This is a genomic window from Sphaerisporangium aureirubrum (assembly GCF_042658925.1).
GTDB lineage: Bacteria > Actinomycetota > Actinomycetes > Streptosporangiales > Streptosporangiaceae > Sphaerisporangium > Sphaerisporangium aureirubrum.
Window position 1 is genome coordinate 1 of record NZ_JBHSRF010000043.1, and the last position, 24662, is coordinate 24662.

Here is a 24662-nt window from a genome sequence, read left to right on the forward strand (position 1 = left end):
GGCCGGGGAGGAGGTGGTGGGGCTGGAGGCTCGGCGGGGGGATGAGGAGCGGTGGGGGGAGGTGGAGGGGGCGCTGGCCGAGTTGGAGGAGCGGTTGTCGGGGGTCGCTCGGCGGGAGGGGGAGCTGGCGCGGGCGCGGGACGCGTTGCCGGCGCGGGTCGCTGAGCTTGAGGAGCGGTTGGTGGCGGTGCGGGGGGATGCGGCGCGGGTGCCGGGGGCGCGGGTCGTGCGGGACGCGGCGGTGCTTCAGGCGGAGCATGTGGTGCGGCGGGACGCGTTGGAGGGGGAGCTCGCGGAGGCCGAGGAGGAGCGGCGGGCGGCCATCGATGAGGCGCAGGAGGCGCGGGACCGGTTCCAGGCGGTTCGGCAGGCCCGGATGGACGGGATGGCGGCCGAGCTGGCGCGGGCGCTGGCGCCGGGGGAGCCGTGCACGGTCTGTGGCTCGGCCGAGCACCCGGCACCCGCCGAGCTGGAGGACGCGGGGCCTACCGCCGAGGACGAGCATGAGGCCCAGGCCCGTGGTGAGGCGGCGCAGGAGGCGCGGCAGGTGGCCGAGGGGCGGGTCGCGGGGCTGGCGTCCCTGCTGGAGGAGGCCGCCGCGCAGGCCGGAGGGCTGACGGTCGCGGAGACGCTGGCGGCGTGCCAGGAGGCCGAGGCGGAGCTGGCCCGGCTCGGCGCGTCCGCCGAGCAGGAGTCCCGGCTGGTGGCCGAGATCGCTCAGGTGCGGGCCGAGCTTGAGGACGCGATGGGTGGCGCGCGTGAGCTGGCCCTGGAGGCCGCTCAGGGGCGGGCCGCGGAGGTCGTGCTGCGCGAGGAGCGGGAGCGCCTCACCCGTGCCCTCGACGCCGCCCGGGGTGAGGACCCCAGCGTCACCGCCCGGTGGAGTCGCCGCACCGAGGAGTTCCGCCTCCTCCAGGCCGCCGCCGAGGCCGCCGCCCGCGCCGTCGAGGCGGAGACCGCCCACCACCAGGCACGTGCCGCCGCCCGCCTCGCTCTCACCCGTCCCCGGCTCACCGCCGGATGGGACCTGCCGTGGCACTCCACGGCGAACCCCCTCGGGCGGGACGCGGAGTCGGACGCCTCTCAGGGCGGGGAGGGGGTGGAGGAGCCCTCGGAGGAAGGAACGGCAGAGGTGCTCGCCGAGGCGGAGAGGGTTCTGGGATGGGCGGAGGCCGAGGCGGGGGAGGAAGAGGGGCTGGTCGAGGAGTGGGGGCGGGTGGAGGGGGAGCTGGCCGAGGCCGGGGAGGTGGTCGTGCGGGTGGGGGTCGAGATCGCGGGCGAGAAGGCACGGCGGGAGGGGCTGCTGGGGGAGGCCGAGCGCCTGGCGGGGGTGCTCGACGGGGCTCGGGGGCAGGACGCGTCGCTGACGGCGCGGATCGAGCGGCTGGGGCACGAGGTCGAGTCGCTGCGGGACGCGGCGGAGGCGGGACGGGCGGCGGAGTCGGCGAGAGGTGAGGCGGACGAGGCGTGGGCACGGGCCGATCGGGCGGCGGTGGAGGCCGGGTTCTCCGGCGTCGCGGACGCCCGGGCGGCGCCGCGTACCGCGGCGTCGCTGGAGGAGATGACCGAGCGGCTGCGCGCGCTGGACGCGGAGCGGGTGGCGGTGGGCAAGGCGTTGTCCGACCCGGTGCTGGTCGCGGCGGCGGGCCTACCGGAGCCGGATCTCGGCGCGCTGGAGGCGGCGCACGACGAGGCGGAGCGTGCGCACGCGGCGCGGGCGTCGGCCCGCGACCAGGCGGCGGCGCGGCACGGGCAGCTCGTGGGCCTCGCCGCCACGCTGGACGTCACGCTGGCGGACTGGCGTCCGGCGGAGGAGCGTCATCTGCTCGCCAAGCGGCTGGCCGAGCTGGCCGGCGGCACCTCCCCGGACAACACCGAGCACACGCGGCTCTCGTCGTACGTGCTCGGGGAACGGCTCCGGCAGGTCGTGGACGCCGCCAACCACCGCCTGGAGCACATGTCCGGCGGCCGGTACCTCCTGCTGTACGACAAGCGGAAGTCGGCCGCCGACCGCAAACGCGCCGGTGGCGGGCTCGGGCTGCGCGTCCTGGACGGCTGGACCGGGACCGACCGCGACCCCGCCACCCTCTCCGGCGGCGAGGCGTTCATGACGTCCCTGGCGCTGGCCCTGGCCCTCGCCGACGTGGTCACCGCCGAGGCGGGCGGCGTCGAGCTCGGCACGCTGTTCATCGACGAGGGCTTCGGCACGCTGGACGAGGACACCCTGGACGCCGTGCTCGACATCCTCGACGACCTCCGCGACGGCGGCCGCGCCGTCGGCATCGTCAGCCACGTGGCCGAGCTCAGGTCCCGCGTCCCGGCCCAGCTGAGGGTCCAGAAGCATCGTCACGGCTCGACGTTGTCGGTCGCCGTCCCGGGCTGACCCGTCAGAACGAGAGCGGGGGCAGCGTGATGGGGGCCAGGAGGTAGGCGCCGACGGCGAGGCACGCGGTGGAGACCAGGAGGAAGAGGAAGACGTAGAAGCCGGCGGGGAACGGCGTGAGGCGGGCCAGCTGGTCGGCGTCCGAGTCGGGGGCGCGGCCCCGGCGGCGTTTGCGGCGCAGTTCGAGGATGGGACGGATGCCGCCGAACAGGAGGAACCAAGACGCGGCGTGGGCGCCTAAGCCCTGGACCTCGGGCGGCGTGAACATGGAGAGCGTGAAGACGGCGCCGCCGATGGTGATGAGCGCGATGGCGCCGTAGATGTTGCGGATCATCAGGAGCATGCCCGCCAGCAGGAGCAGCACCGTCCACAGGAAGATGGTGATGTAGCCCGCGGCGGTGAGCCAGGCGGCGCCGAGCCCGATCAGCGACGGGGCGACGTACCCTGCGGCGGCGGTGAAGATCATGCCCGGCCCGGTGGGGCGGCCCCGGGTGAGGGTGACGCCCGAGGTGTCGGAGTGCAGGCGGATGCCCTGGAGCTTGCGCCGGGTGAGCAGTGCGACGATGGCGTGGCCGCCCTCGTGCGCGACGGTGATGAGGCCCCGGGACAGGTGCCACGCGGTGGGGTGGAGGACGACGCCGAGGGCGGCGAGCGCGGCCAGCAGGATGATCCACAGAGGTGGGCCGGGCTGTGTCGTGATCAGGCGCGACCAGAGAGCGTCGAGCGTCTCCAGGGTGTCACCTCCGTCGATGGGCCCCCGTACGGCGGGACATAGCATCCCATGATCGGGAGGAGATCGGGTACGGCAGGCGATTTCCCGGGAGGGCGGGACGGTTCACCGGGTGTTTGGAATGGGGGGCTAAGGTCAGACACCGGTTGGGGGAAGGAGGGGTCGTGGTGGAGCGGCGGACGCGCGGGTTGCGGGGGTTGGTGCGGGGGAGCGGGCGGGGCGGGGAGCACGGGGAGGTGGCTCCGGAGCGGTCCATGGATCCCCGGGGGCGGGAGGGGGAGGTCTCGGAGCGGTACAGCGTGGTGGACAACGCTGTCTACGTGGACGGATGCCGGGTCGCGTCGCCGCCCTCGCTGTCGGAGGCGGTGGCCGCGCTGCGGGCGCGGCCGGGGAGCATGGCGTGGATCGGGCTGTACCGGCCGCCCGAGAGCGAGATGCTGCACATCGCCGAGGAGTTCCGGCTGCACGAGCTCGCGGTCGAGGACGCCATCGTGGCCCACCAGCGGCCGAAGGCCGATCGGTACGGCGAGACCCTGTTCCTGGTGCTGCGGGCGGCCCGCTACCTCGACTCCCCGGAGAAGGTGGAGTTCGGCGAGCTGCACGTCTTCGTCGGCGCCGACTTCGTGCTGACCGTCCGCCACAGCGAGGCCCCCGACCTGGCCAAGGTCCGCCGCCGCATGGAGGACGACCCCGACCTGCTGCGCCAGGGTCCGCAGGCCGTCCTGTACGCCATCCTGGACGCGGTCGTCGACGGCTACGCCCCGGTGGTCGCGGGCCTGCAGAAGGACATCGACGAGATCGAGGTGCAGGTCTTCGGCGGCGACCCGGCGGCGCCGAGGCGCATCTACGCCCTGTCCCGCGAGGTGATCGAGTTCCAGCGCGCCACCCGCCCCCTGCTCGCCATGCTGGAGGGCCTGATCGCGGGCTCCACCAAGTACGGCGCGGACGGCGAGCTGCAGCGCTACCTGCGCGACGTGGCCGACCACGCCATCACGGTCGTGGAGCGGGTGGACAACTTCCGGCAGATGCTCCAGGACATCCTGATCGTCAACTCCACGCTGGTGAGCCAGGCGCAGAACGAGGAGATCAGGAACGTCACCCAGGCCAGCTACCAGCAGAGCGAGGAGGTCAAGAAGATCTCCTCCTGGGCGGCCATCCTGTTCGCCCCCACCCTGGTCGGCACCATCTACGGCATGAACTTCACCCACATGCCGGAGCTCGGCTGGGTCTTCGGCTACCCCTTCGCGGTGGCCCTGATGGGCGCCGTCTGCCTGACCCTCTACCTGGTCTTCAAGCGCCGCGACTGGCTGTGATCACGAGCCGCGGTTCGGGGTAGGTCCGCCGGTATGGAAGACCGTGATCTGGAACTGCACGCCGTCGGGATGGACGAGTTCGGCCTGCGCGTCGGCATGGTCCGCGAGGACCAGTGGGACGCCCCGACGCCGTGCGAGGACTGGACCGTCCGGGACCTGGTCAACCACCTGGTCGTGGAGCAGCTGTGGGTGCCCCCGCTGCTCGGCGGCGCGACCGTGGACGAGGTCGGCGGCCGGTTCGACGGCGACCACCTCGGCGACGACCCGGTGGACGCCTGGAACCGCGCCGCGGCCGACGCGCAGGCGGCGTTCGCCGCGCCGGGGGTGCTGGAGCGCGAGGTGCGCCTGTCCTACGGGACGGTGCCGTGCCGGACCTACTGCAGGGAGATGACGGCCGACCTCGCGGTGCACGCCTGGGACCTGGCCAGGGCCCTCGGGGTGGACGAGCGCGTCGACCCCCGGCTGATGGCGGCGGCCTACGACCACCTGGCCCCGATGGCGGGCGAGCTGACCGGCACGGGGCTGTTCGCCGCCCCGGTGCCGGTCCCGGACGACGCCGACGCGCAGACCCGCACCCTCGCCCTCACCGGCCGCCGCCCCTGAAGAGGGATCAGCCGAGCATCTTGCGGGCGGCCTCCTCGATCTCCGCCTCCGACAGCAGCACGTGCGCCGCCGCGTCCCCGAGCGGCACGAAGCTGTCCTTGGACGTGACCCGGGCCACCCGCCCGCCGAACCCGGCGTCGGCCAGCGCCGCCATCACCGACTCCGACACCCCGCCCGAGGCGCGGGTCTCGTCGGCGATCAGCACCTTGCCGGTGAGGTCGGCCGCGCGCAGCAGGTCGTCCACCGGCAGCGGCGCCAGCCAGCGCAGGTCGAGCACCCGGCACCCGTACCCCTCGGCGGTCAGCCGGATCGCGGCCCGCAGGCTCATCCGCAGGCCGTTGCCGAACGTCACGATGGTGAGGTCCCGCCCGTCGCCGTACGCCCGCCCCCGCCCGATCGGCACGTGCGTCTCGGCCCACCGGGACGGCGGCGCGTACGGCGAGAGCCAGCCGTTGTCGCCGTCGTCCATCAGGTCGCGGGTGTTGTACAGCGCGATCGGCTCCAGGAACACGCACACTTCGCCGTCGGCCCTGGCGGCGGCGACGCAGGTGCGCAGCATCGCGGCGGCGTCGTCGGGCCGGGCGGGGGAGGCGACGACCAGCCCGGGGATGTCCCGCAGCGCGGCGACGGAGTTGTCGTTGTGGAAGTGGCCGCCGAAGCCCTTCTGGTAGGCGTACGAGGCGACCCGCACGACCATGGGGTTGCGGTAGGCGCCGTTGGAGAAGAACCGCAGGGACGCCGCCTCGCCGCGGAGCTGGTCCAGGGCGTTGTGGAGGTAGGCGAGGTACTGGATCTCGGGGATCGGCAGCAGCCCGGACACCCCCGACCCGAGGGCCAGCCCCAGCACGGCCTGCTCGTCGAGCACGGTGTCGAACACCCGGCCGGCGCCGAACCTCTTGAGCAGGCCCCGGGTGACGCCGTACACGCCGCCCTTGCGCGCGACGTCCTCGCCGAACACGATCGCCTCGGGGTAGGCCCCGAGCAGGTCGGTCAGCGTGCGGTTGATCGACTGGGAGAGCGTGAGCGGGCCCTCGCGCTCGGGCGGCGGCGTGCCGAACAGCGCGGCGCGGTCCGGCGCCCTGCGGGTGACCCGCGCGGCGACCTGGGCGGGACGGCGCGGCGCCAGCGGCTCCATGACCTCGTGGGCCGAGCGCAGCCGGGGCCGCCGGGTGGACTCCAGCGCCAGCTTGAGCACGTGCTCGCGGATCGTCTCGTACCGCCCGAGCAGCTCGTCGGGCACCGCGAGCCCTGCCTCGACGAGCAGCCGGGCGGTGGTCACCAGCGGGTCGTGCTCCAGGTCGGCGGCGATCTCGCGCGGCGTGCGGTACGCCGACTCGACGTCGGAGCCCGCGTGGCCCATCAGCCGCACGGTGCGCAGGTGCAGGAAGGCGGGGGCCCGGCGGGTGCGGACGTGCTCCGCGGCGCGGCACGCCACGTCGTACGCCTCGGGCAGGTCGCAGCCGTCGGCCCGGAAGCGGGGGATCAGGGGGTGCCCGGCGGACTCCACCCAGCCGCGAGGGGTGCGCACGCTGATGCCGATGCCGTTGTCCTCGCAGACGAACAGCACGGGCAGCGGCAGCCCCTGGTAGGCGCAGTAGGCGGCGGTGTTGAAGCCGGTCAGGGCGCTGGCGTGGTTGGCCGACGCGTCGCCGAAGCCGCACACCACGATCGAGCCCTCCGGCCAGGGTGTGCCGGGGACGCCGAGCTTGCGGGCCCGCTCGATGGCGAACGCGACGCCGACGGCGCGGGGAAGGTGGCTGGCGATGGTGGAGGTCTGCGGGATGATCGCGAGGTCGGGGTGGCCGAACACCTTGTGCCGCCCGCCCGCGATGGGCTCCTCGGTCGCGGCGGCGAGCCCGAGCAGCACGTCGCGCAGCCCTTCCTCGGCCAGCCGGCCCGCCTGCGCGGACCGGGCGAGGTAGAAGGCGCCGGAGCGGTAGTGGAGCAGCGCGGGGTCGGTGGCCCGGACCGCGGCGGCCACCGCGGCGTTGCCCTCGTGACCGGCCGAGCCGATCGTGTAGAAGCCCTCGCCCTGCTCGCGCAGCCACCGGGCCGCGATGTCGAGCAGCCGGCTGGCGACCTGAACCTCGAACAGGTCGCGGCACCGGGCTCCGGTCAAGGTCGTGCCGGGCCGGATGGGAAGGCCGGGATCACGGCGTTCCCCCGGCGTCAGCGCGGCGACCGACTCGGTGAAGTGCGTCTCGACTGCGTCGCGGGCCACATCACCGATTATGTCGCCCCCTGGCGGGCCGCGTCCCGGGGCTTGCCGGATACGGCTCACCCCGGGACGGCCCGCCGCTGTCCGTCGCGGCGGAAATGCGTGGTTCGTCCGGGCCGGGTCAGCCGTCCCGGCGGAACTGGGCGATCGCGACGCCGAGCAGCGCGGCCCCCATCGCCGCGATGATGATCAGCTCGACCCCGACGGGCACGTGCCAGTCGAACCAGTGCACGCCCGGGTTGAGCGCCTGCATGGCCTGCGGCGTCACGTCCAGGTGGGTGAAGACCGCGTGGCGCATCGGGTCGACGGCGTACGTGAGCGGGTTGATCTTCGTCAGGAAGGCGAGCCACCCGGGCAGGTTGGCCAGGGGGAACATCGCGCCACTCAGGAAGATCATGGGCATGATCGCCATCTGCATGATCCCGAAGAACGACTGCATGTTCTTCATCCGCGCCGCCAGGCTCACGCCGAACGCCGTGATGGTGAACGACGCCAGGAACATCTCGCCGAGCAGCGTGAGGATCAGGCCGGGGGAGTAGGGGACGTGCACGAGCCCGGCCATCGCGAGGATGATCACACCCTGCACGGTCGCCACGATGCCGCCGCCGAGGCACTTGCCGATCACGATCGAGGACCGGCTGACCGGCGCGACCAGCATCTCGCGCAGGAAGCCGAACTCCCGGTCCCAGACGATCGACCCGGCGGAGAACATCGCGGTCGTGATCACCGTCATGGCGATCACGCCGGGGTACATGAAGGTGCGGAAGTCCACACCCATGGACGGCCCCTGCGAGACCAGAGTGCTCAGGCCGGTGCCCATCACGAACAGCCACAGCACCGGCTGGATGAGCGTGGAGATCATGCGGGAGCGGTCGTTGACGAACCGCAGCATCTCGCGGTGCAGCACGATCTTGACGGCCCGCAGGTCGTGCCCGACGCTGCGCCGGGGGACGTGCACCCGGACCACGCCGGGCGTGGTGACGCCGGTGGTCATCGCCTACCTCCTCGCCATGGCCCGCATCCACGCCGTCGCGCCGTTCTCGGCCTCGGCGTCGCGGATGGTGGAGCCGGTGTAGTTCATGAAGACGTCGTCCAAGGACGGACGGGACACGCTGACCGAGCGGATCGGCACGCCGAGCTCGGCGAACAGGCGGGGCACGAACTCCTCGCCGGAGTGCACCGCGAAGGTCACCATGCCCTCGCGGACGGCCGCCTCGATGTCGAAGCGCGCCTTCAGGGCGTCGATGGCGGCGGCGTCGTCACCGGTCTGCATCTGCACCCGGTCCTTGCCGACGCTGGCCTTGAGCGCCTCGGGGGAGTCGACCACCACGATCTCGCCGTGGTCGATGATCGCGATGCGGTCGCAGTACTCCGCCTCGTCCATGTAGTGCGTCGTCATGAAGATGGTGATGTCCTCGGTGTGACGCAGCTTGTTGATGTAGCCCCAGATGGCGGACCGGGTCTGCGGGTCGAGGCCCACCGTGGGCTCGTCCAGGAACAGCACCCGCGGCGAGTGCAGCAGGCCCCGGGCGATCTCCAGGCGCCGCTTCATGCCGCCGGAGAACGTCATCACCCTGGCGTCCTTGCGATCCCACAGCGCCACCATCTCCATGACCTGCCGGATGCGATCGGCGACCAGCTCGCGCGGCACGCCGTACAGCTCCGCGTGGAAGCGGAGGTTCTGCTCGGCCGACAGGTAGCCGTCCAGCGTCGGGTCCTGGAACACCAGCCCGATGTTGCGCCGGACCTCGTCGCGTTCCCGCACGATGTCGTGCCCGGCGACATCCGCCGAGCCGCCCGTGGGCCGCGACAACGTGCACAGCATGCTGATCGTGGTGGTCTTGCCCGCGCCGTTCGGCCCGAGGAACCCGAACACCTCGCCCGGCCGGACATCGAAGTCGATGCCCTTGACCGCGTCCACCTTGCCGAAGCTCTTCTTCAGGCCCCGTACCGCGATGGCCGGCGCCTCGTCCCTTTCGTTCGCTGTCACTTCTCCCCCTTGCCGGTGTCCGGCCGGTTCGATGCGCCGTCGTCGTCCCCGTCGTCGGCGAGGATGGCGAAGATCGAGCGCCTGGTCTTCTTGAGGAGATCTCGGGCCGCGGCCACCTGTCGGGGGTTGGCCACCTGGGTGAGCTGCCCGAACGCCTCGTTGAGCTGGCCCCACAGCATGCGCAGCTCCATCATCTCCTCGGGCAGGGTGCGCGCCACCTCGGCCCACGGGGAGCCGATGTGCTCGGAGCACCGCGCGAGGAGGTCGCGGCCGTCCTCGGTGAGCCGGTAGACCCGGCTGCCCGCGGTGTCCTCGCCGGTGACGAGGCCCTCGTCCTCCAGCTGCTGGAGCGCCGGGTACACCGACCCGGGGCTCGGCCGCCAGATGCCGTGGCTGCGGGTGTGGATCTCCTGGATCATCTGGTAGCCGTTGCGCGGCTTCTCGTGCAGCAGCGCCAGCAGCGCCGCGCGCACGTCGCCCCGCCGCACGCGGGGCGCGAAGTGCTGCCCGGGCGGCCCCGGGGGGCCGGGCGGGCCGGCCGGCCCGGGCGGCCCAGGTGGGCCCCACAGGCGATATCCGTACGCCTCGGGGGGTCCGGGCGGGCCGGGAGGAACGGCCGGGGGGCCCAGCCAGTCCCGCGGTTCGCTCATGTCCTCACCTTCCCAACTATCGAGATACGTGAACGATATATCTAGATAGTTGAGACGAACAACCCCTTTCTCCTGAAGGGTGGAAAAGTTAACTCTCGTTAACGAAGGTGTGCAGCGCGACCCGCGCCATGCGGTGCAGCAGCCCGGCCATCTCCTCGCGGGGAAGCTCGCCCGCGCTGTGCGGCGTGGAGTTCAGCAGCCCGAACACCGCGTGGGTGGCCGCGCGCAGCCGCGCCGGCCGCGCCGAGGGGTACAGCTCGCTGAGCACGGTGACCCATTCCTCGACGTACAGCCGCTGGAGCCGCCGGATCCGGCGCCGCTCGGCCTCCGGAACGTTCCCGAGCTCGCGGTCGTGCACGGTGATCAGCGCGGGGTGGTCCAGGGCGAACTCGATCTGCCCGGAGATCAGCGCGTCCAGCGCCGAGGCGCCGTCCGCGGCGCGGGTCACCCGCTCCACCGCCGAGCCGCGCAGCCGTTCGCTGATGTCGAGCAGCATCTCGGCCAGCAAGGACTCCTTGCCGTTGAAGTGCCGGTACAGCGCGGGTCCGGAGATGCCGACGGCCGCGCCGATCTCCTCGGTGGACACTCCGTGGAAGCCGCGCGCGGCGAACAGGGTGGCCGCGGCGGTGAGGATCTCCCCGCGCCTACGGCCCGGAACTCGGGTAGGACTCCGCACAACGGTCACGAGCCGCAATGGTAGACGAATACGTTAATGCTGACTAACATCCGAGGGCGGTGTTAGCGCGCGTTAACCGGATTGGAGGCAGGCCATCATGGCGCCTGTGCTGCGGACGGCCGCCGTCCCGGAGGGCGAGGAGTACAAGCGCAACGCCGAGGTCAACGAGCGCCTGGCGGGCGAACTGCGCGAACGGCTCGCGACCGCCGCCCTCGGCGGCCCCGAGCGCGCCCGGCTGCGCCACCTGGAGCGCGGCAAGTTGCTGCCCCGCGACCGCGTGGCCACCCTGCTCGACCCCGGTTCCCGCTTCCTGGAGCTCTCGCCGCTCGCCGCCACCGGCCTGTACGGCGACGAGGCCCCGGCCGCCGGCATCATCACCGGCGTCGGCCGGGTGAGCGGCCGCGAATGCGTGATCGTCGCCAACGACGCCACCGTCAAGGGCGGCACGTACTACCCGGTCACGGTGAAGAAGCACCTGCGCGCCCAGGAGGTCGCCCTCCACAACCGGCTGCCGTGCCTCTACCTGGTGGACTCCGGCGGCGCGTTCCTCCCGCTGCAGGACGAGGTGTTCCCCGACCGCGAGCACTTCGGCCGCATCTTCTACAACCAGGCCACCATGTCCCGCCAGGGCATCCCCCAGATCGCCGCGGTGCTCGGCTCCTGCACGGCGGGCGGCGCCTACGTCCCGGCGATGAGCGACGAGGCGGTCATCGTGCGCGGCCAGGGCACGATCTTCCTCGGCGGCCCGCCGCTGGTGAAGGCCGCCACCGGCGAGGAGGTCAGCGCCGAGGACCTCGGCGGCGGCGACCTGCACGCCCGGGTCAGCGGCGTCACCGACCACCTCGCCCGCGACGACGCGCACGCGCTGTCCATCGTGCGCGACATCGTGGCCACCCTGGCGCCGCGCGCCCCCATGCCCTGGGAGCGGGCCCGGCCCGAGGAGCCGCTGCACGACCCGCGCGAGATGTACGGCATCGTGCCCGCCGACACCCGCACCCCCTACGACGTGCGCGAGGTGATCGGGCGGCTGGTGGACGGCAGCCGGTTCCTGGAGTTCAAGGCCGAGTACGGCCCGACGCTGGTCACCGGGTTCGCCCACCTGCACGGCCACCCGGTGGGGATCGTCGCCAACAACGGCATCCTCTTCAGCGAGTCCGCGCTGAAGGGCGCCCACTTCATCGAGCTGTGCGACCAGCGCGGCGTGCCCCTGGTGTTCCTGCAGAACATCAGCGGCTTCATGGTGGGCCGCGCCTACGAGGCGGGCGGCATCGCCAAGCACGGCGCCAAGATGGTCACCGCCGTGTCCTGCGCCCGGGTGCCCAAGCTGACCGTCGTGGTCGGCGGGTCGTTCGGCGCGGGCAACTACGCGATGGCCGGGCGGGCGTACTCCCCGCGTTTCCTGTGGATGTGGCCGAACGCCCGCATCTCGGTCATGGGCGGCGAGCAGGCGGCGAACGTGCTGGCCACCGTGCGTCCCGCCGGGTCGGGGGACGAGGACGAGTTCAAACGGCGCATCCGTGAGCAGTACGAGGAACAGGGCAACCCGTACCACTCCACCGCCCGCCTGTGGGACGACGGCGTGATCGACCCGGTCGACACCCGCACCGTCCTCGGGCTGGCCCTCTCGGCGGCGGCCAACGCCCCGCTGGACCCTGTCGGCTACGGCGTCTTCCGGATGTGAGGCATGTTCGACACCGTTCTCGTCGCCAACCGAGGTGAGATCGCCCTGCGCGTCATCCGCACCCTGCGCCGCCTCGGCGTGCGGGCCGTCGCCGTGTACGCCGACGCCGACGCGGGCGCCCGCCACGTCGCCGACGCCGACATGGCCGTACGGCTGCCCGGCGGGTACCTCGACATGGAGGGCGTCGTCGCGGCGGCGCTTGCCACCGGCGCCCAGGCGGTGCACCCGGGATACGGCTTCCTGGCGGAGAACGCCGCGTTCGCCCGGCGCTGCGCCGAGGCGGGCCTGGTGTTCGCCGGGCCGCCGCCCGCCGCGATGGAGGCGATGGCCGACAAGATCCGCGCGAAGGCCACCGTGGCCGCCGCCGGGGTCCAGGTGGTGCCGGGCGGCGCCGAGCCCGCCGACGACCTCGCCGAGGCGGCCCGCGCCATCGGCTACCCCGTGCTGATCAAGCCCTCGGCGGGCGGCGGCGGCAAGGGCATGCTGGTCGTGCGCTCCCCCGAGGAGCTGCCGCGGGCTCTTGAGTCGGCCCGCCGCACCGCCGCCGCGGCGTTCGGCGACGACACGCTGCTCGTCGAGCGGTTCGTGGCGAACCCCCGGCACATCGAGATCCAGGTGATGGCCGACGCGCACGGCCACGTCGTCCACCTCGGCGAGCGCGAGTGCAGCCTCCAGCGCCGCCACCAGAAGATCGTCGAGGAGGCGCCGTCGCCGCTGCTGGACGACGCCACCCGCGCCGCGATGGGCGCCGCCGCGGTCCGGGCGGCGGCGGCCGTCGGATACACCGGCGCGGGCACCGTCGAGTTCATCGTGCCAGGAGACGAGCCGGGGCACCCGGGCTACTTCATCGAGATGAACACCCGGCTCCAGGTCGAGCACCCCGTCACCGAGCTGGTCACCGGCCTCGACCTGGTGGAGCTCCAGCTGCGGGTCGCGGCGGGGGAGCCGCTGCCGTTCACCCAGGACGAGGTGCGCACGCGCGGCCACGCCGTCGAGGCCCGCGTGTACGCCGAGGACCCGGCGCACGGCTTCCTGCCCACCGGCGGCCGGGTGCTCGCGCTCGCCGAGCCGGACGCGTCGGCCGGGGTGCGGGTCGACTCCGGGATACGGGCCGGGACGGTCGTCGGCAGCGACTACGACCCGATGCTCTCCAAGGTGATCGCCTGGGGCCCGGACCGCCCGGCCGCGCTGCGGCGGCTGGACGCGGCGCTGCGCGACACCACCGTGCTCGGGGTGACCACCAACATCGCGTTCCTGCGCGCCCTGCTCGCCGACCCCGCCGTGGTGGCCGGGGACCTCGGCACCGGCCTGATCGACGACCGCCTGGACGCGCTGCTCGCCGCCGCGTACGGCCCCGGCGAGCTGCCGTGGGACGTGCGGGCCGCCGCCGCGCTGGTGTTCCAGGACGACCTGGTGGCCGCGGCCGGCGACGACCCGTGGGACGTCCCCGACGGCTGGCGTCTCGGCGAGCCCGCCTGGACGACGTGGATCCTCGCGACCCGGGACCGCACCACCGGCGTCCGGGTGCGCGGCCTGCCCGCGGCCGGCGCCGAGGTCGCCGCCGCCGGCTCCGGCGAGGTCTCCCGCGCGCGGCTGGCCCGCCGCGCGGACGGTGAGGTGCTGGTGACCCTGGACGGGATCTCCCGCCGGTACGCCTGCGCCTCCGACGGCCGCGCCGTCTGGCTGGGCCGCGACGGGCACGCCTGGGCGATCACTCCGCACGTGGCGGGCGACCCCGGCGACCAGGCCGGGGCGGGCGGGGCCGGCGACGGCGTGGTGCGCAGCCCGATGCCCGGCACCGTGCTTCTGGTCAAGGTGGTGCCCGGCGAGCGGGTCACCGAGGGCCAGCCGCTGCTGGTCGTCGAGGCGATGAAGATGGAGCACACCGTGACCGCCCCGATGGACGGCGTGGTCGCCGAGCTGTCCGCCCGCGCGGGCCGCCCGGTCGACATGGACGCCGTGCTCGCCGTCGTGCGCCCGGAGGAGGAGTCGTGATGCGCGCGCCCATGGAGATCCCCGCCGAGGGACTGCCGGACCGGGTGACGATCTACGAGGTCGGGCCGCGGGACGGCCTGCAGAACGAGTCGGTGATCGTGCCGGTGGAGACCAAGGCCCGGCTGGTGAGCCGCCTGGCCGCCGCCGGGCTGACCACCATCGAGACCACGAGCTTCGTCCACCCCAAGTGGGTGCCCCAGCTCGCCGACGCCGAGGAACTGCTGGAGCGGATGGAGCGGGTCCCCGGGGTCCGCTACCCGGTGCTGGTCCCCAACGAGCGGGGCCTGGACCGGGCGCTGGAGCGCGGCGTCACCGAGATCGCGATCTTCGGCAGCGCCACCGAGACGTTCGCCCGGCGCAACCTCAACCGGGGCCTGGACGCCTCCATCGAGATGTTCGCCCCCGTGGTGGCCCGCGCCACCGCCGCCGGGATGAGGGTCAGGGCGTACCTGTCGATGTGCTTCGGCGACCCCTGGGAGGGCCCGGTGCCGGTCGAGCAGGTCGTGCGGACCGGCCGCCGGCTGCTCGACCTCGGCTGCGCCGAGCTGTCCCTCGGCGACACCATCGGCGTCGGCACCCCCGGGCACGTCACCGCGCTGATCGGCGCCTTCGCCGCCGCCGGGACCGGCCCCGGGCGGCTGGCGGTGCACTTCCACGACACCTACGGCCAGGCCCTGGCCAACACGCTGGCCGCGCTGCGGGCCGGGGTGACCGTCGTCGACGCCTCCGCCGGAGGCATCGGCGGCTGCCCGTACGCGCGCAGCGCCACCGGCAACCTCGCCACCGAGGACCTGGTGTGGATGCTGACCGGGCTCGGCGTGCGCACCGGCGTCGACCTCGAATCCCTGGTCGCGACCAGCGCCTGGCTGGCCGGGGAGCTCGGCCGCCCGAGCCCGTCCCGCGTCGTCCAGGCGATGTCCTCAGAACAGGAGCCAGATCATGCACCGGCTTGACGACGAGTACGAGGCACTGCGCAAGACCGTCGAGGAGTTCGCCAGGGACGTGGTGGCCCCGGTGATCGGGGACTACTACGAGCGCTGCGCCTTCCCCTACGACATCGTCTCCCGGATGGGGCGGATGGGGCTGTTCGGCCTGCCCATCCCCGAGGAGTACGGCGGCATGGGCGGCGACTACTTCGCCCTGTGCCTGGCCCTTGAGGAACTGGCCCGGGTGGACTCCTCGGTGGCCATCACCCTGGAGGCAGCGGTCTCGCTCGGCGCGATGCCCGTCCACAGGTTCGGCACCCCCGAGCAGAAGGCCGAGTGGCTGCCCCGGCTGGCGTCCGGCGAGGTGCTCGGCGCGTTCGGGCTCACCGAGCCGGGCGGCGGGTCGGACGTGCCGGGCGGCATGCGCACCACCGCCGTCCAGGACGGCGACGAGTGGGTGATCAACGGCACCAAGGCGTTCATCACCAACTCCGGCACCGACATCACCGGCTTCGTCGCGGTCGCCGCGATCACCGGTCGCCGGGAGCGGCCGGACGGCACCACCGCGCCGGAGATCAGCACCGTGATCGTCCCGGCGGGCACCCCCGGCTTCACCGTCTCCAAGAAGTACTCCAAGGTCGGCTGGTCGGCCTCCGACACCCGCGAGCTGTCGTTCTCCGACTGCCAGGTGCCCGTCGCCAACCTGCTCGGCGAGCGCGGCCGCGGCTACGCCCAGTTCCTGCAGACGCTGGACGAGGGCCGGGTCGCCATCGCGGCGCTGTCGGTGGGGCTGGCGCAGGGCTGCGTGGACGAGAGCCTGAGGTACGCCGCGGAGCGGCACGCGTTCGGCATGCCCATCGCGGGGTACCAGGCCATCCAGTTCAAGATCGCGGACATGGAGGTGCGCGCGCACACCGCGCGGCTGGCGTACTACCACGCGGCGGAGAAGATGCTGGCCGGGGAGCTGTTCAAGAAGGAGGCCGCCATCGCCAAGCTGGTCGCCTCCAACGCCGCGATGGACAACGCCAGGGACGCCACCCAGATCTTCGGCGGCTACGGCTTCATGAACGAGTTCCCGGTGGGCCGCTTCTACCGCGACGCGAAGATCCTGGAGATCGGCGAGGGCACCAGCGAGGTGCAGCGCATTCTGATCGCCCGCCACCTCGGGATGCCCGCCTGACGCTTCCGCTGGATGACTAAGGGGTCGAGGTCTGCCCAGAAGCGGGCAAAGTTCTCGGCCTCACGGTTCACTCGGCCCCAGGGCGGCACCGACACTTGTCGATATGCAGCGTGAGAGACGTTTGGGGGAGTTCCTCCGCGCGCGACGTCATCTGACGGCCCCCGAGCAGGTAGGGCTGCCGGGTCTGCACGATCGTCGCCGCACTCCCGGGTTACGCCGGGAGGAGGTGGCCATGCTGGCGGGCGTCAGCACCGACTACTACGTCCGGCTGGAGCAGGGCAGGGAGCGCAACCCGTCCGACCAGGTGCTGGACGCGCTGGCCCGGGTGTTCCAGCTCGACGTCGAGGCGGCCGAGTACCTCCACGAACTCGCGCGCCCGCGCGGGCGCCGCCGCCCCCACACGCCGACCTCCCGGGTCGATCGCAACGTGGTGCTGCTGATGGAGGGCTGGGACAGGGTGGCGGCCTACGTGGTGAACCAGCGGCTGGACGTGCTGGTCAGGAACATGGTGGCCGCCGCGCTGTACGACGGGCTGGAGCACAGCGACAACCTGCTGCGGCTCGCCCTGCTCAACCCCCACGCGCGGGAGTTCTACCTGGACTGGGAGAAGGACACCCGGCAGAAGGTGGCGCACCTGCGGGCGGCGGCCGGCGTGTGCCAGGACGATCCCTCGCTGGGCGAGCTGATCGAGGAGCTGACCGGCGCCAGCGAGGAGTTCCGGCGGCTGTGGGGCCGCCACGACGTGCGGGGCCGCATCCGCGCGCCCGTGCGCTTCCACCACGAGGTGGTCGGCGACGTGATCACGACGATGGAGGTGATGACCATCGACAGCAGCCCCGGGCAGAAGCTGATCACCTTCCAGGCCGAGCCGGGCAGCCCGTCCGAGCGTGCCCTGGGCCGCCTCGGCGCCATGAGACGGCGCGGCAGGACGGTGGCGCGGGACGCGGCGCGCCCGCTGCCGTCGTACGGTGGGTGACGATGGGACAACTCAACGGGTACGCGCGGCGCGCCGGGAGGGGTGAGGCGGAATGGACGGACGACGGGTCTACTCCCTAAAGTCCTTTTCATGACATCTGATGATCTCCTGGTGCGCAGGGCGGAGCAGAAGGATGCCGAGGAGATCTTCGGACTGACCCGCGAGTTCGCCCTGTCGGTGCGGCCTCGCCGCGAGCCGTTCGACGTCTCCTTTCCCGCTCTGCTGGCCAACCCCGACGCCCTGGTGCTGGTCGCGGCGGTGGGCGGCCACGTCCGCGGCTACCTGCTCGGCTTCGTCCACCTGACGTTGTTCGCCAACGGGCACGTCGCCTGGGTCGAGGAGGCCATGACCCAGCACGGCTTCCGCCGCCGGGGTCTCGGCCGCGCCCTGCTGGAGGAGTTCGAGACCTGGGCCCGCACCCGGGACGCCGGCTACATCGCCCTGGCCACCCGCCGCGCTCCCGAGTTCTACCAGGCCCTGAGCTACGAGAGCGCCGGCACCTACTACCGCAAGACGATCAGGCCCGCCGAGGACGCGCCGGGGGCCCCGCCCGCGTGACCACGAGGCTCACGACGATCACGAGGTGAGCTGGGCGTCCAGGCGGTAGCCGTCGACGGTGACGTATACGGAGTCGCCCGGGCGGGCGTTGAGGCGCATCAGGACCGGCTGCAGGGAGTCGAAGACGGGCTGGCGGTCGCGCCAGACCAGGACCACGGCGTTGTCGCCGGGGCCGGTCACCGACAGCAGGGTGCCGGGGCGCATGCCGAGCTGGGTGGCGTACCCCTCGGGGACCGGGACGGGCTCGCCGCGCAGGTGCTCGCTGGTCACGTCGATGCGCTGCCAGCGCCGCGGATCCGAGTTGGGGCCGGGCAGCGGCGTGCGCGACTGGCGCGGCTCGGGGACCAGATGGGGACGCGGCGGGCCGGACAGGGCCGTGAGGGCGGCGAGGGCCGTCTGGGCGGTGTGGGCGTCGGGGAGGCTCTGCGCGACCGACGGGATGGGCAGGCCGCCGCGGATCTGGTGGCCGTTGGCGCCGGGGGTGCGGCGCGGCAGGGGCGCGGGGAAGCCGCCGGTGGTGGTGGCCGCGTGGGACGGCTCCATCGAGGAGATCGGCGTCTTCGGCAGCGAGTCGATCCACGCCTGGGCGGAGTGGGCGCGGATGCCGAGCTGGGCCAGCAGCTCCACCGCGTCCTCGCCGCTGGTCTTGCCGCCGAGCACCTGGACGGTCCGCTCCCGCAGCCGGGTCAGGTCGCCGACCACCAGCCAGCCGTCCTGCAGCCGCCGGTCGGGCATCAGCGCGACCAGCACCCGCCACAGCGGCGTGCCGAGCGAGGGCACGTCGATCGGGTGCGCGGGGTCGGCCGCGATCAGCTGATCCTCGGTGGCGGCGGCGCCCAGCCACTCGGTCAGCCGGAACAGGTGCCCGGTGACGGCCGTGGACTCCGGGGAGCGCAGCCAGTGGAGCACCCGCTCCTCGGCGGCCCGCTGCGCCTGGGACAGCACGTCCCGGTCCACGTGCAGCTCGTGGGCGAGCGTGCGCAGGCTGATCGGCTCGGCCGCGAACAGCCGCTCGATGGCCACGGCCCGCTCCATCGGCGTCCACTCCCGGAACACCGCGTCCACCAGCCGCACGAGCGGGTTGTCGGAGACGGGAGGGGCGGGCGGCGCGGGTGGCGGCGCGGGGGCGGCCGCCGGCACGGCGAGGTGGGGCTGGCCGCCGAGGCCGGGCGGCGCGGACGGCGTGGGCATCCCGGCGGGGGCGGGCCCGCGGGTCGGGGGCACGGGCCGGGTCAGCGGGGAGGACGGCACCGGGGGCGCCTCCGCCGGGGCCGCGAAGGCCGGGGCGGGCGGGGCGGCCGACGGGGACAGGGTGGCGGACGGCACCTGGGACGACACGGCGGGCACCCGGCCGAGGATCTCCCGGAAGACCGTGGTGATGATGACCTCGGGGGACGCGGGGACGGCGGGCCCCCGCAGGTCGGCGGCCGTCAGCCTGCGCAGCCGGTCCCAGCCGCCCATCCCGTTGATCGCCGAGCGGGCGGGCTCGGGCCAGCCGGGGAGCGCGGGGTCCACGGTGTGCACCTGGAGCGCGGGCAGAAGGTCCATCAGCGCGAGGTGGTCCCAGCGGTGCACGGCCAGCCGGGACAGACGGTCGCAGACCCAGTCGACACCGGTCGTGCCGAGCGCGCGGCCCAGCGCCACCGATCCCCACCAGCCTCCGGGAAGCCGGGGATCCGCGAGAACCTCGGCGACCTGCTGAGGGCGGCTCCAGCGCAGGGCGGGTACCAGATCACTCAGGCAGATCATTGAATCGGCGTCCATCGGCTGACCGCATCCTCCCGAGTGTGACGCATGTTGCTAATGGTGCAGCTTACGCCGGACGCTGGCAATTGGCGTCATCAAGGAGAACATAGTCCTCGGCCTACGATTTCGTATGCCTGAACCCGTGACGAGGACGTAACCGCACGTCAGCGCTCTGGCGCGGAGAGCACCCGGGTGCCGCCGCGCGGACTCGGGCACCGGGCGGCGTGGGGCCGTTCGTCACTCTCGGTCACCGGCCGCTGCCGATCGCGGTCACCGGCCCGCCGTCGCCACCGGCCGCCCGGAATCCGGGCGTCCGCCGACGCGGGTCACCGCGGCGGCTCCCGCTCGGCAGCCCGCCTCCACGGCCTCCTGGGCGGTGGCGCCGGCGAGCAGCGCCGCCAGCGTCCCGGCGGCGAACGCGTCCCCGGCGCCGGTGGAGTCGACGACGCCCTTCCCGTCCCCGGCGTCCGCCGAGTCGGCGGCGTCCCCGGTGACGGTCGTCCCGGGGGCGTGGTGGACGACCGTGCCGCCGACGGCGAGGAGGGCGCCGGACGGGCCGAGTTTGACCGCGGCGGTGCCGTAGCGGGCGCTGAGCGCCTCGGCGGCGGTGGCGGCGTCGGGGGCGCCGGTGAGCAGGAGGGCCTCGTCGCGGTTGGGGACGACCAGGGTGGCGGCCGCCGTCTCGCGCAGGAACCGGTCGGGGCCGAACTCGCGCAGGAACCCGGTGGAGGCCGGGTCCACGCTGACGGGCGCGCCCCGCTCCAGCGCGGCCCGCGTCGCCAGCCGGACCAGCTCCAGGCCCGGCGGGGCGAACAGCGTGTACCCCGAGACGTGCACCCGGCCGACGCCGTCCAGCAGCGCGTCGTCCCAGTCGTCGGGGCCGATGCGGCGGCTCGCCCCGCGGGTGGTGAGCATGGTCCGTTCCCCGGCGGCGTCCACCATCGCGATCACCACGGCGGTCGGGTGCCCGGCGTCGATCCGCACATGGGGCCGTACCCCCGCGCGGGCCAGTTCGGCGACGTGCCAGGAGCCGGTGTCGTACCCGGCGCGGGCCAGCAGCCGGGCGTCCGCCCCGAGGTGGGCGGCCCACGCCGCGGTGTTCGCCCCCGAGCCGCCCGCCCGCAGCACGATGTCCGCCTCGGTGTCGGTCCCGGGCGCGACCGGCGTCCGGTGCCGGGCCACCACGTCGGTGACGACGTCCCCGATGATGAGCAGCCCCGCCACTCAGCCCTCCACGGCGGGTGACGCGTCCCCGGAGGCGGCGGTGAAGCCGACGGGGTGCGTGACACCCGATGGGGCGCGGTCGCCCCAGCGCGCGGTGGGGGCGGGGAAGGCGGCCCAGGCGGTGGCGATGCGGGCGGCCAGGCGGGTGTTGCCGCGGACGGCGGCCAGGTTGGCCTCCAGGGAGGCGCCACCGGTGCCGCGGACCAGGTAGTCGAGGAGGAACGGCGTGATCGCCTGGCCGGTGACGCCCTGCCGGCCGGCCTCGGCGAGGGCCTCGGCGAGCACGCGGTCGTGCAGCGCCGGGTCGAGCTGCTCGTCCTCCGGCACCGGGTTGGCGACGATCAGCGCGGCCTCCGGGCCGCCGAGCCGGTCTTGCGCCCGCATGATCTCCGCCGCCTGCGCGGGGTCCTCCAGCCGCCAGTCCACCGGCAGGCCGGAGGTGTGCAGGTAGAAGCCGGGGAAGTCGCCGGTCCGGTACCCGGCCACCGTGACTCCTCGCGTCTCCAGCCGCTGGAGGGTGGCGGGCACGTCCAGGATGGACTTCACGCCCGCGCAGACGACCGTGATCCGGGTCCCGGCGAGGGTGTCCAGGTCGGCGGACTCGTCCTGGCTGGCCGTCCAGTCGCGGTGCACGCCGCCGAGGCCGCCGGTCGCGAACACCCGGATCCCGGCGCGGGCGGCCAGGAAGGCGGTGGCCGACACGGTGGTGGCGCCGCTGGCGCCGAGCGCGGCGGCGGGGGCGAGGTCGCGGAAGCCCAGCTTGCGCAGGCCGGACTCGCCGGCGATCCGCTCCAGCCCTTCCTTGCCCAGGCCCACCTGGGGTACCCCGTCGAGCACGGCGATGGTGGCGGGCACCGCGCCGGCCTCCCGGACCAGCTCCTCCAGCTCGATGGCGACCGCGAGGTTGCGCGGCTGGGGGAGGCCGTGCGAGATGATCGTGCTCTCCAGCGCCACGACCGGCGCGCCGGTGGTCAGTGCCTCGGCGACCTCGGGGGAGGTCTCGATGATCGTCGCGCCGGGACCGCTCGTCTGCATGCTCGCTCCGTGCCCTTTCCGTCGGTACGCTCCAGGGGGATTTGTTCCCCTGATGTGCTGTCTCACCGTACTGTCCGGGTTAGGAGACTTTGTCATGCGACGCTCGCATTACCAGGTGGTCATCGCGGGCGCGGGGCACAACGGCCTGGTCGCCGCCGCGTACCTCGCCCGGGCCGGCCGGCGGGTCCTGGTGCTGGAACGGCAGCCGTACACCGGAGGGCTCGCCGTCTCCGCGCAGGCGTTCCCCGGCGTGGACGCCCGGGTGTCGCGCTACTCCTACCTGGTCAGCCTGCTGCCCGGCAAGATCGTCGCCGACCTCGGGCTCGGCCTGGACCTGCGGCGGCGGCGCTTCGCCTCCTACACCCCGGTCGGCGACGGCGGCCTGCTGGTGGACAACGGCGACGACCGCCGCACCGCCGCCTCCTTCGCGGCCGTCACCGGCGGCGGCGCCGACCTCGCGCGGTGGCGCCGCTTCTACGCCGGGACGGCCCGGCTCGCCGCCCGCCTGGCCCCCACCCTGGTGGAGCCCCTGCGGGACCGGGCGGACGTCCGGGATCACGTGGTCGCCGACCCCGAGCTGTGGCGGGACGTGTTCGAGCGCCCCATCGGCGAGGTGGTCGACGAGACGTTCACCGACGACACCGTACGGGGCGTGGTGCTCACCGACGCCCTCATCGGCACCTTCGCCGACCCCGCCGCCGACCTGGTCACCAACCGGTGCTTCCTCTACCACGTCGTCGGGGACGGCACCGGGGACTGGAACGTCCCGGTCGGCGGCATGGGCGCGGTCAGCGGCGCCCTCGCCGAGGCCGCCACCCGGGCGGGCGCCGACATCCGCACCGGCATGGAGGTCGTCGCGATCGACCCGTCCGGCGAGGTCTGCTTCCGCGACGGGGAGGGCGCCGAGCACACCGTGACCGCCGACCGCGTCCTCGCCAACACCCCGCCGGCCGTCCTGGCGCGCCTGCTCGGTGCGGCGGAGACGGAGGCGCCCGAGGGGGCCCAGCTCAAGGTCAACATGGTGCTGTCCCGGCTGCCGCGCCTGAAGGACCCCACCGTTGACCCGGCCGAGGCGTTCAGCGGCACCTTCCACATCAACGAGGGCCGCGACCAGCTCGCCCGCGCGTACGCCGAGGCCGCGGCGGGCGCGATCCCCTCGCTGCCCCCCGCCGAGGTGTACTGCCACTCGCTCACCGACCCCTCCATCCTCGGCCCCGGGCTGCGCGCGGCCGGCGCCCACACCATGACCCTGTTCGGCCTGCACATGCCCGCCCGCCTGTTCCGCGCCGACCCCGAGGCGGCCCGCGCCGAGGCCCTCGCCGCCACCCTGGCGTCCATCGGCACCGTGCTCGCCGAGCCGCTGGAGGACTGCCTGCTGCGCACCCCCGCCGGTGACCTGTGCCTGGAGGCCAAGACCCCCGTGGACCTGGAGAACGAGGCGGGCCTGCCCGGCGGCCACATCTTCCACCGCGACCTGACCTGGCCGTTCGCCGAGGACCCCGCCGAGACGGGCCGCTGGGGCGTGGAGACGCCCCACGAGCGCGTCCTGCTGTGCGGGGCGGGTGCCCGGCGCGGCGGCGGCGTCAGCGGCATCCCCGGCCACAACGCCGCCATGGCCGTGCTCGCCACCTCGTGATCTACCTCGCGGGCCGCATCGGCGCGCCGATCCGGGGTAGGGGGCGGCACCACGGCTCGCGGAAAGGATGGTCAGAGTGGACCAGCAGTCTTTCGTCGCTCTCCTGAACGAGGACCTGGAGAGCGAGTACCGCTCCATAGTCCAGTACACGCAGCACAGCGTGACGATCAAGGGCCCCGAGTACCAGAACCTGGTCGAGGAACTGAAGGCCCACCTGCGACAGGAACTGGAACACGCCACCACCCTCGCCGAACAGATCACCTTCCTGGGCGGCGTCCCCTCGGTGAGGGTCCCCCAGATCGAGAGCGTCCCCGACGGCGCCGCCGCCCTCGAACAGGACCTGACCCTGGAGGAGACCCAGCTCCAGCGCTACCGCGACCGCGTGGCCCAGGCCAACGACCTCGGCCTCCCCGACGTCGCGGAAGCCCTGCGCCCCCTCCTCCAGCAGACCCAGGACCACGTCATGGACCTGCAGAACGCCCTGGGACGCTGACGTTCTCCTGCGTACCAGTACAGCGGCCGGGTGCCGTCCCCGCGGAATGCCTTGGGACGCTCTCACCCGTGGAGCTATTTCGCCGAAGATGGCCGGGCCCCGACAACGGCCCGGCTTATCCATTTCACAGCCCATTCCCGTCATATGGCGGGAATGGGCTCGACGTCCTTGGCCGGGCTGAAAGATCAGCTAATACCGGCGGTGACGCGCGGGGGATTCACGGCAATTAATGGTATTTGCCCGGTTTCATAACGTTGCGAGGAAAGCGCGGGGAGGACCGCTCGCCGTCACGCGCCGGCCCGTACGATCACCGCGTCGACGGCCGTCACGTCGCCGGGCCCGCCTCCGCCGCCAGGCCCCGGCACGGTGGTGGCAGGTGTGGCGACGACGACCGCGTCCGGCCCGGCGGGCAGGTCCCTGATCCGCGGCACGCACGGCACGCGTGCACCTCGCCGGCGGCGGCGGTCGGCGTCAAGCCCTCGCCGCCACCCCGCGCCCGCCGCGGAAAACGCACAGAGGCGAGAGCGGGCACGGCCCCGTGAGCTGCGGTTACGCCGGTGGCTCTGGCCGGAAACAGCATTGATGGCGAGAAAGTTTACATTTAATCCGTTCCGGATTGATCGGGTTAGTTGCCTAAATCAACCGATAG

At 73.5% G+C, this 24662-nt stretch carries 21 protein-coding genes; 11 read left to right on the forward strand and 10 right to left on the reverse strand.

What is annotated here, in order from left to right; translation table 11 throughout:
• A partial coding sequence (locus tag ACFP1K_RS25010) for an SbcC/MukB-like Walker B domain-containing protein (protein WP_380757500.1) occupies positions 1 to 2383 on the forward strand: 2383 nt, incomplete at its 5' end.
• A gap of 4 nt (positions 2384 to 2387) precedes the next feature.
• On the opposite strand, the gene ACFP1K_RS25015 is transcribed toward ACFP1K_RS25010, so the two are convergent.
• Positions 2388 to 3161 carry a M50 family metallopeptidase gene (locus ACFP1K_RS25015; protein ID WP_380757503.1) on the reverse strand — a complete coding sequence of 258 codons (774 nt, stop codon included), beginning with the start codon at positions 3159 to 3161 and terminating at the stop codon, positions 2388 to 2390.
• A 116-nt stretch (positions 3162 to 3277) separates the two neighbouring features.
• Between ACFP1K_RS25015 and ACFP1K_RS25020 the strand changes: the two genes are divergently transcribed.
• Complete coding sequence (locus tag ACFP1K_RS25020; RefSeq protein WP_380757505.1) at positions 3278 to 4426, forward strand: magnesium and cobalt transport protein CorA; 1149 nt, start codon at positions 3278 to 3280, stop codon at positions 4424 to 4426.
• A gap of 33 nt (positions 4427 to 4459) precedes the next feature.
• Positions 4460 to 5029 carry a TIGR03086 family metal-binding protein gene (locus ACFP1K_RS25025; RefSeq protein ID WP_380757507.1) on the forward strand — a complete coding sequence of 190 codons (570 nt, stop codon included), beginning with the start codon at positions 4460 to 4462 and terminating at the stop codon, positions 5027 to 5029.
• Between the two features lie 7 nt (positions 5030 to 5036).
• Here the strand turns inward: ACFP1K_RS25025 and ACFP1K_RS25030 are convergent, their stop codons facing one another.
• The 5 genes from ACFP1K_RS25030 to ACFP1K_RS25050 all read right to left on the reverse strand — a co-directional run bounded on the left by ACFP1K_RS25030 (position 5037) and on the right by ACFP1K_RS25050 (position 10572).
• On the reverse strand, positions 5037 to 7250 hold the full coding sequence (locus tag ACFP1K_RS25030; protein WP_380757509.1) for a thiamine pyrophosphate-dependent enzyme: 2214 nt from the start codon (positions 7248 to 7250) through the stop codon (positions 5037 to 5039).
• A gap of 118 nt (positions 7251 to 7368) precedes the next feature.
• On the reverse strand, positions 7369 to 8241 hold the full coding sequence (locus tag ACFP1K_RS25035; protein WP_380757511.1) for an ABC transporter permease: 873 nt from the start codon (positions 8239 to 8241) through the stop codon (positions 7369 to 7371).
• Positions 8242 to 8244: 3 nt separating this feature from the next.
• Complete coding sequence (locus ACFP1K_RS25040) at positions 8245 to 9237, reverse strand: ATP-binding cassette domain-containing protein (RefSeq protein ID WP_380757513.1); 993 nt, start codon at positions 9235 to 9237, stop codon at positions 8245 to 8247.
• Positions 9234 to 9887 carry a PadR family transcriptional regulator gene (locus tag ACFP1K_RS25045; RefSeq protein WP_380757515.1) on the reverse strand — a complete coding sequence of 218 codons (654 nt, stop codon included), beginning with the start codon at positions 9885 to 9887 and terminating at the stop codon, positions 9234 to 9236. The genes ACFP1K_RS25040 and ACFP1K_RS25045 overlap by 4 nt, the downstream gene beginning before the upstream one ends.
• 88 nt (positions 9888 to 9975) lie before the next feature.
• Entirely contained in the window at positions 9976 to 10572 is a 597-nt protein-coding gene (locus ACFP1K_RS25050; RefSeq protein WP_380757517.1) for an SACE_7040 family transcriptional regulator, read from the reverse strand.
• Positions 10573 to 10660: 88 nt separating this feature from the next.
• On the opposite strand from ACFP1K_RS25050, the gene ACFP1K_RS25055 reads away from it, so the two are divergent.
• The 6 genes from ACFP1K_RS25055 to ACFP1K_RS25080 all read left to right on the forward strand — a co-directional run bounded on the left by ACFP1K_RS25055 (position 10661) and on the right by ACFP1K_RS25080 (position 17879).
• Entirely contained in the window at positions 10661 to 12244 is a 1584-nt protein-coding gene (locus ACFP1K_RS25055) for a carboxyl transferase domain-containing protein (RefSeq protein WP_380757519.1), read from the forward strand.
• Between the two features lie 3 nt (positions 12245 to 12247).
• A complete protein-coding gene (locus ACFP1K_RS25060) occupies positions 12248 to 14239 on the forward strand; it encodes an acetyl/propionyl/methylcrotonyl-CoA carboxylase subunit alpha (protein WP_380757521.1) in 1992 nt (663 codons plus the stop codon).
• Positions 14239 to 15192, forward strand: a complete 954-nt coding sequence (locus ACFP1K_RS25065; protein ID WP_380757523.1) for a hydroxymethylglutaryl-CoA lyase — start codon at positions 14239 to 14241, stop codon at positions 15190 to 15192. The genes ACFP1K_RS25060 and ACFP1K_RS25065 overlap by 1 nt, the downstream gene beginning before the upstream one ends.
• Positions 15179 to 16345 (forward strand): acyl-CoA dehydrogenase family protein, encoded by a 1167-nt coding sequence (locus tag ACFP1K_RS25070; RefSeq protein WP_380757525.1) that lies wholly within the window; start codon positions 15179 to 15181, stop codon positions 16343 to 16345. The genes ACFP1K_RS25065 and ACFP1K_RS25070 overlap by 14 nt, the downstream gene beginning before the upstream one ends.
• Positions 16346 to 16448: 103 nt before the next feature.
• The gene (locus ACFP1K_RS25075) at positions 16449 to 17321 is read left to right on the forward strand and encodes a helix-turn-helix domain-containing protein (protein WP_380757527.1); all 873 of its coding nucleotides are present in this window, start codon (positions 16449 to 16451) and stop codon (positions 17319 to 17321) included.
• 90 nt (positions 17322 to 17411) lie between these two features.
• The gene (locus tag ACFP1K_RS25080) at positions 17412 to 17879 is read left to right on the forward strand and encodes a GNAT family N-acetyltransferase (protein ID WP_380757529.1); all 468 of its coding nucleotides are present in this window, start codon (positions 17412 to 17414) and stop codon (positions 17877 to 17879) included.
• 18 nt (positions 17880 to 17897) lie between these two features.
• On the opposite strand, the gene ACFP1K_RS25085 is transcribed toward ACFP1K_RS25080, so the two are convergent.
• The 3 genes from ACFP1K_RS25085 to ACFP1K_RS25095 all read right to left on the reverse strand — a co-directional run bounded on the left by ACFP1K_RS25085 (position 17898) and on the right by ACFP1K_RS25095 (position 21884).
• Positions 17898 to 19643, reverse strand: coding sequence for a hypothetical protein (locus tag ACFP1K_RS25085; protein ID WP_380757531.1), 1746 nt, complete (start codon positions 19641 to 19643; stop codon positions 17898 to 17900).
• Positions 19644 to 19895: 252 nt separating this feature from the next.
• Positions 19896 to 20849, reverse strand: coding sequence for a carbohydrate kinase family protein (locus ACFP1K_RS25090; RefSeq protein ID WP_380757533.1), 954 nt, complete (start codon positions 20847 to 20849; stop codon positions 19896 to 19898).
• Positions 20850 to 21884 (reverse strand): pseudouridine-5'-phosphate glycosidase, encoded by a 1035-nt coding sequence (locus ACFP1K_RS25095; RefSeq protein WP_380757535.1) that lies wholly within the window; start codon positions 21882 to 21884, stop codon positions 20850 to 20852. It lies immediately after the preceding gene.
• Positions 21885 to 21978: 94 nt separating this feature from the next.
• Here ACFP1K_RS25095 and ACFP1K_RS25100 point away from each other — a divergent pair, with 94 nt between their 5' ends.
• Together ACFP1K_RS25100 and ACFP1K_RS25105 are read left to right on the forward strand one after the other, a co-directional pair.
• Positions 21979 to 23520, forward strand: coding sequence for a phytoene desaturase family protein (locus tag ACFP1K_RS25100; RefSeq protein ID WP_380757537.1), 1542 nt, complete (start codon positions 21979 to 21981; stop codon positions 23518 to 23520).
• Between the two features lie 76 nt (positions 23521 to 23596).
• Entirely contained in the window at positions 23597 to 24013 is a 417-nt protein-coding gene (locus tag ACFP1K_RS25105) for a ferritin-like domain-containing protein (protein WP_380757539.1), read from the forward strand.
• Positions 24014 to 24300: 287 nt separating this feature from the next.
• Here ACFP1K_RS25105 and ACFP1K_RS25110 read toward each other — a convergent pair whose 3' ends face one another.
• A complete protein-coding gene (locus tag ACFP1K_RS25110) occupies positions 24301 to 24453 on the reverse strand; it encodes a hypothetical protein (protein ID WP_380757540.1) in 153 nt (50 codons plus the stop codon).
• Positions 24454 to 24662 lie beyond the last annotated feature (209 nt).

Excerpts from the sequence above, each read along its gene's own strand:
- ACFP1K_RS25015 (WP_380757503.1), bottom strand. The coding sequence starts at position 3,161 with ATGCTATGTCCCGCCGTACGGGGGCCCATCGACGGAGGTGACACCCTG.
- ACFP1K_RS25025 (WP_380757507.1), top strand. The coding sequence starts at position 4,460 with ATGGAAGACCGTGATCTGGAACTGCACGCCGTCGGGATGGACGAGTTC.
- ACFP1K_RS25035 (WP_380757511.1), bottom strand. The coding sequence starts at position 8,241 with ATGACCACCGGCGTCACCACGCCCGGCGTGGTCCGGGTGCACGTCCCC.
- ACFP1K_RS25045 (WP_380757515.1), bottom strand. The coding sequence starts at position 9,887 with ATGAGCGAACCGCGGGACTGGCTGGGCCCCCCGGCCGTTCCTCCCGGC.
- ACFP1K_RS25055 (WP_380757519.1), top strand. The coding sequence starts at position 10,661 with ATGGCGCCTGTGCTGCGGACGGCCGCCGTCCCGGAGGGCGAGGAGTAC.
- ACFP1K_RS25060 (WP_380757521.1), top strand. The coding sequence starts at position 12,248 with ATGTTCGACACCGTTCTCGTCGCCAACCGAGGTGAGATCGCCCTGCGC.
- ACFP1K_RS25065 (WP_380757523.1), top strand. The coding sequence starts at position 14,239 with ATGCGCGCGCCCATGGAGATCCCCGCCGAGGGACTGCCGGACCGGGTG.
- ACFP1K_RS25070 (WP_380757525.1), top strand. The coding sequence starts at position 15,179 with ATGCACCGGCTTGACGACGAGTACGAGGCACTGCGCAAGACCGTCGAG.
- ACFP1K_RS25075 (WP_380757527.1), top strand. The coding sequence starts at position 16,449 with ATGCAGCGTGAGAGACGTTTGGGGGAGTTCCTCCGCGCGCGACGTCAT.
- ACFP1K_RS25080 (WP_380757529.1), top strand. The coding sequence starts at position 17,412 with ATGACATCTGATGATCTCCTGGTGCGCAGGGCGGAGCAGAAGGATGCC.
- ACFP1K_RS25085 (WP_380757531.1), bottom strand. The coding sequence starts at position 19,643 with ATGGACGCCGATTCAATGATCTGCCTGAGTGATCTGGTACCCGCCCTG.
- ACFP1K_RS25095 (WP_380757535.1), bottom strand. The coding sequence starts at position 21,884 with ATGCAGACGAGCGGTCCCGGCGCGACGATCATCGAGACCTCCCCCGAG.
- ACFP1K_RS25100 (WP_380757537.1), top strand. The coding sequence starts at position 21,979 with ATGCGACGCTCGCATTACCAGGTGGTCATCGCGGGCGCGGGGCACAAC.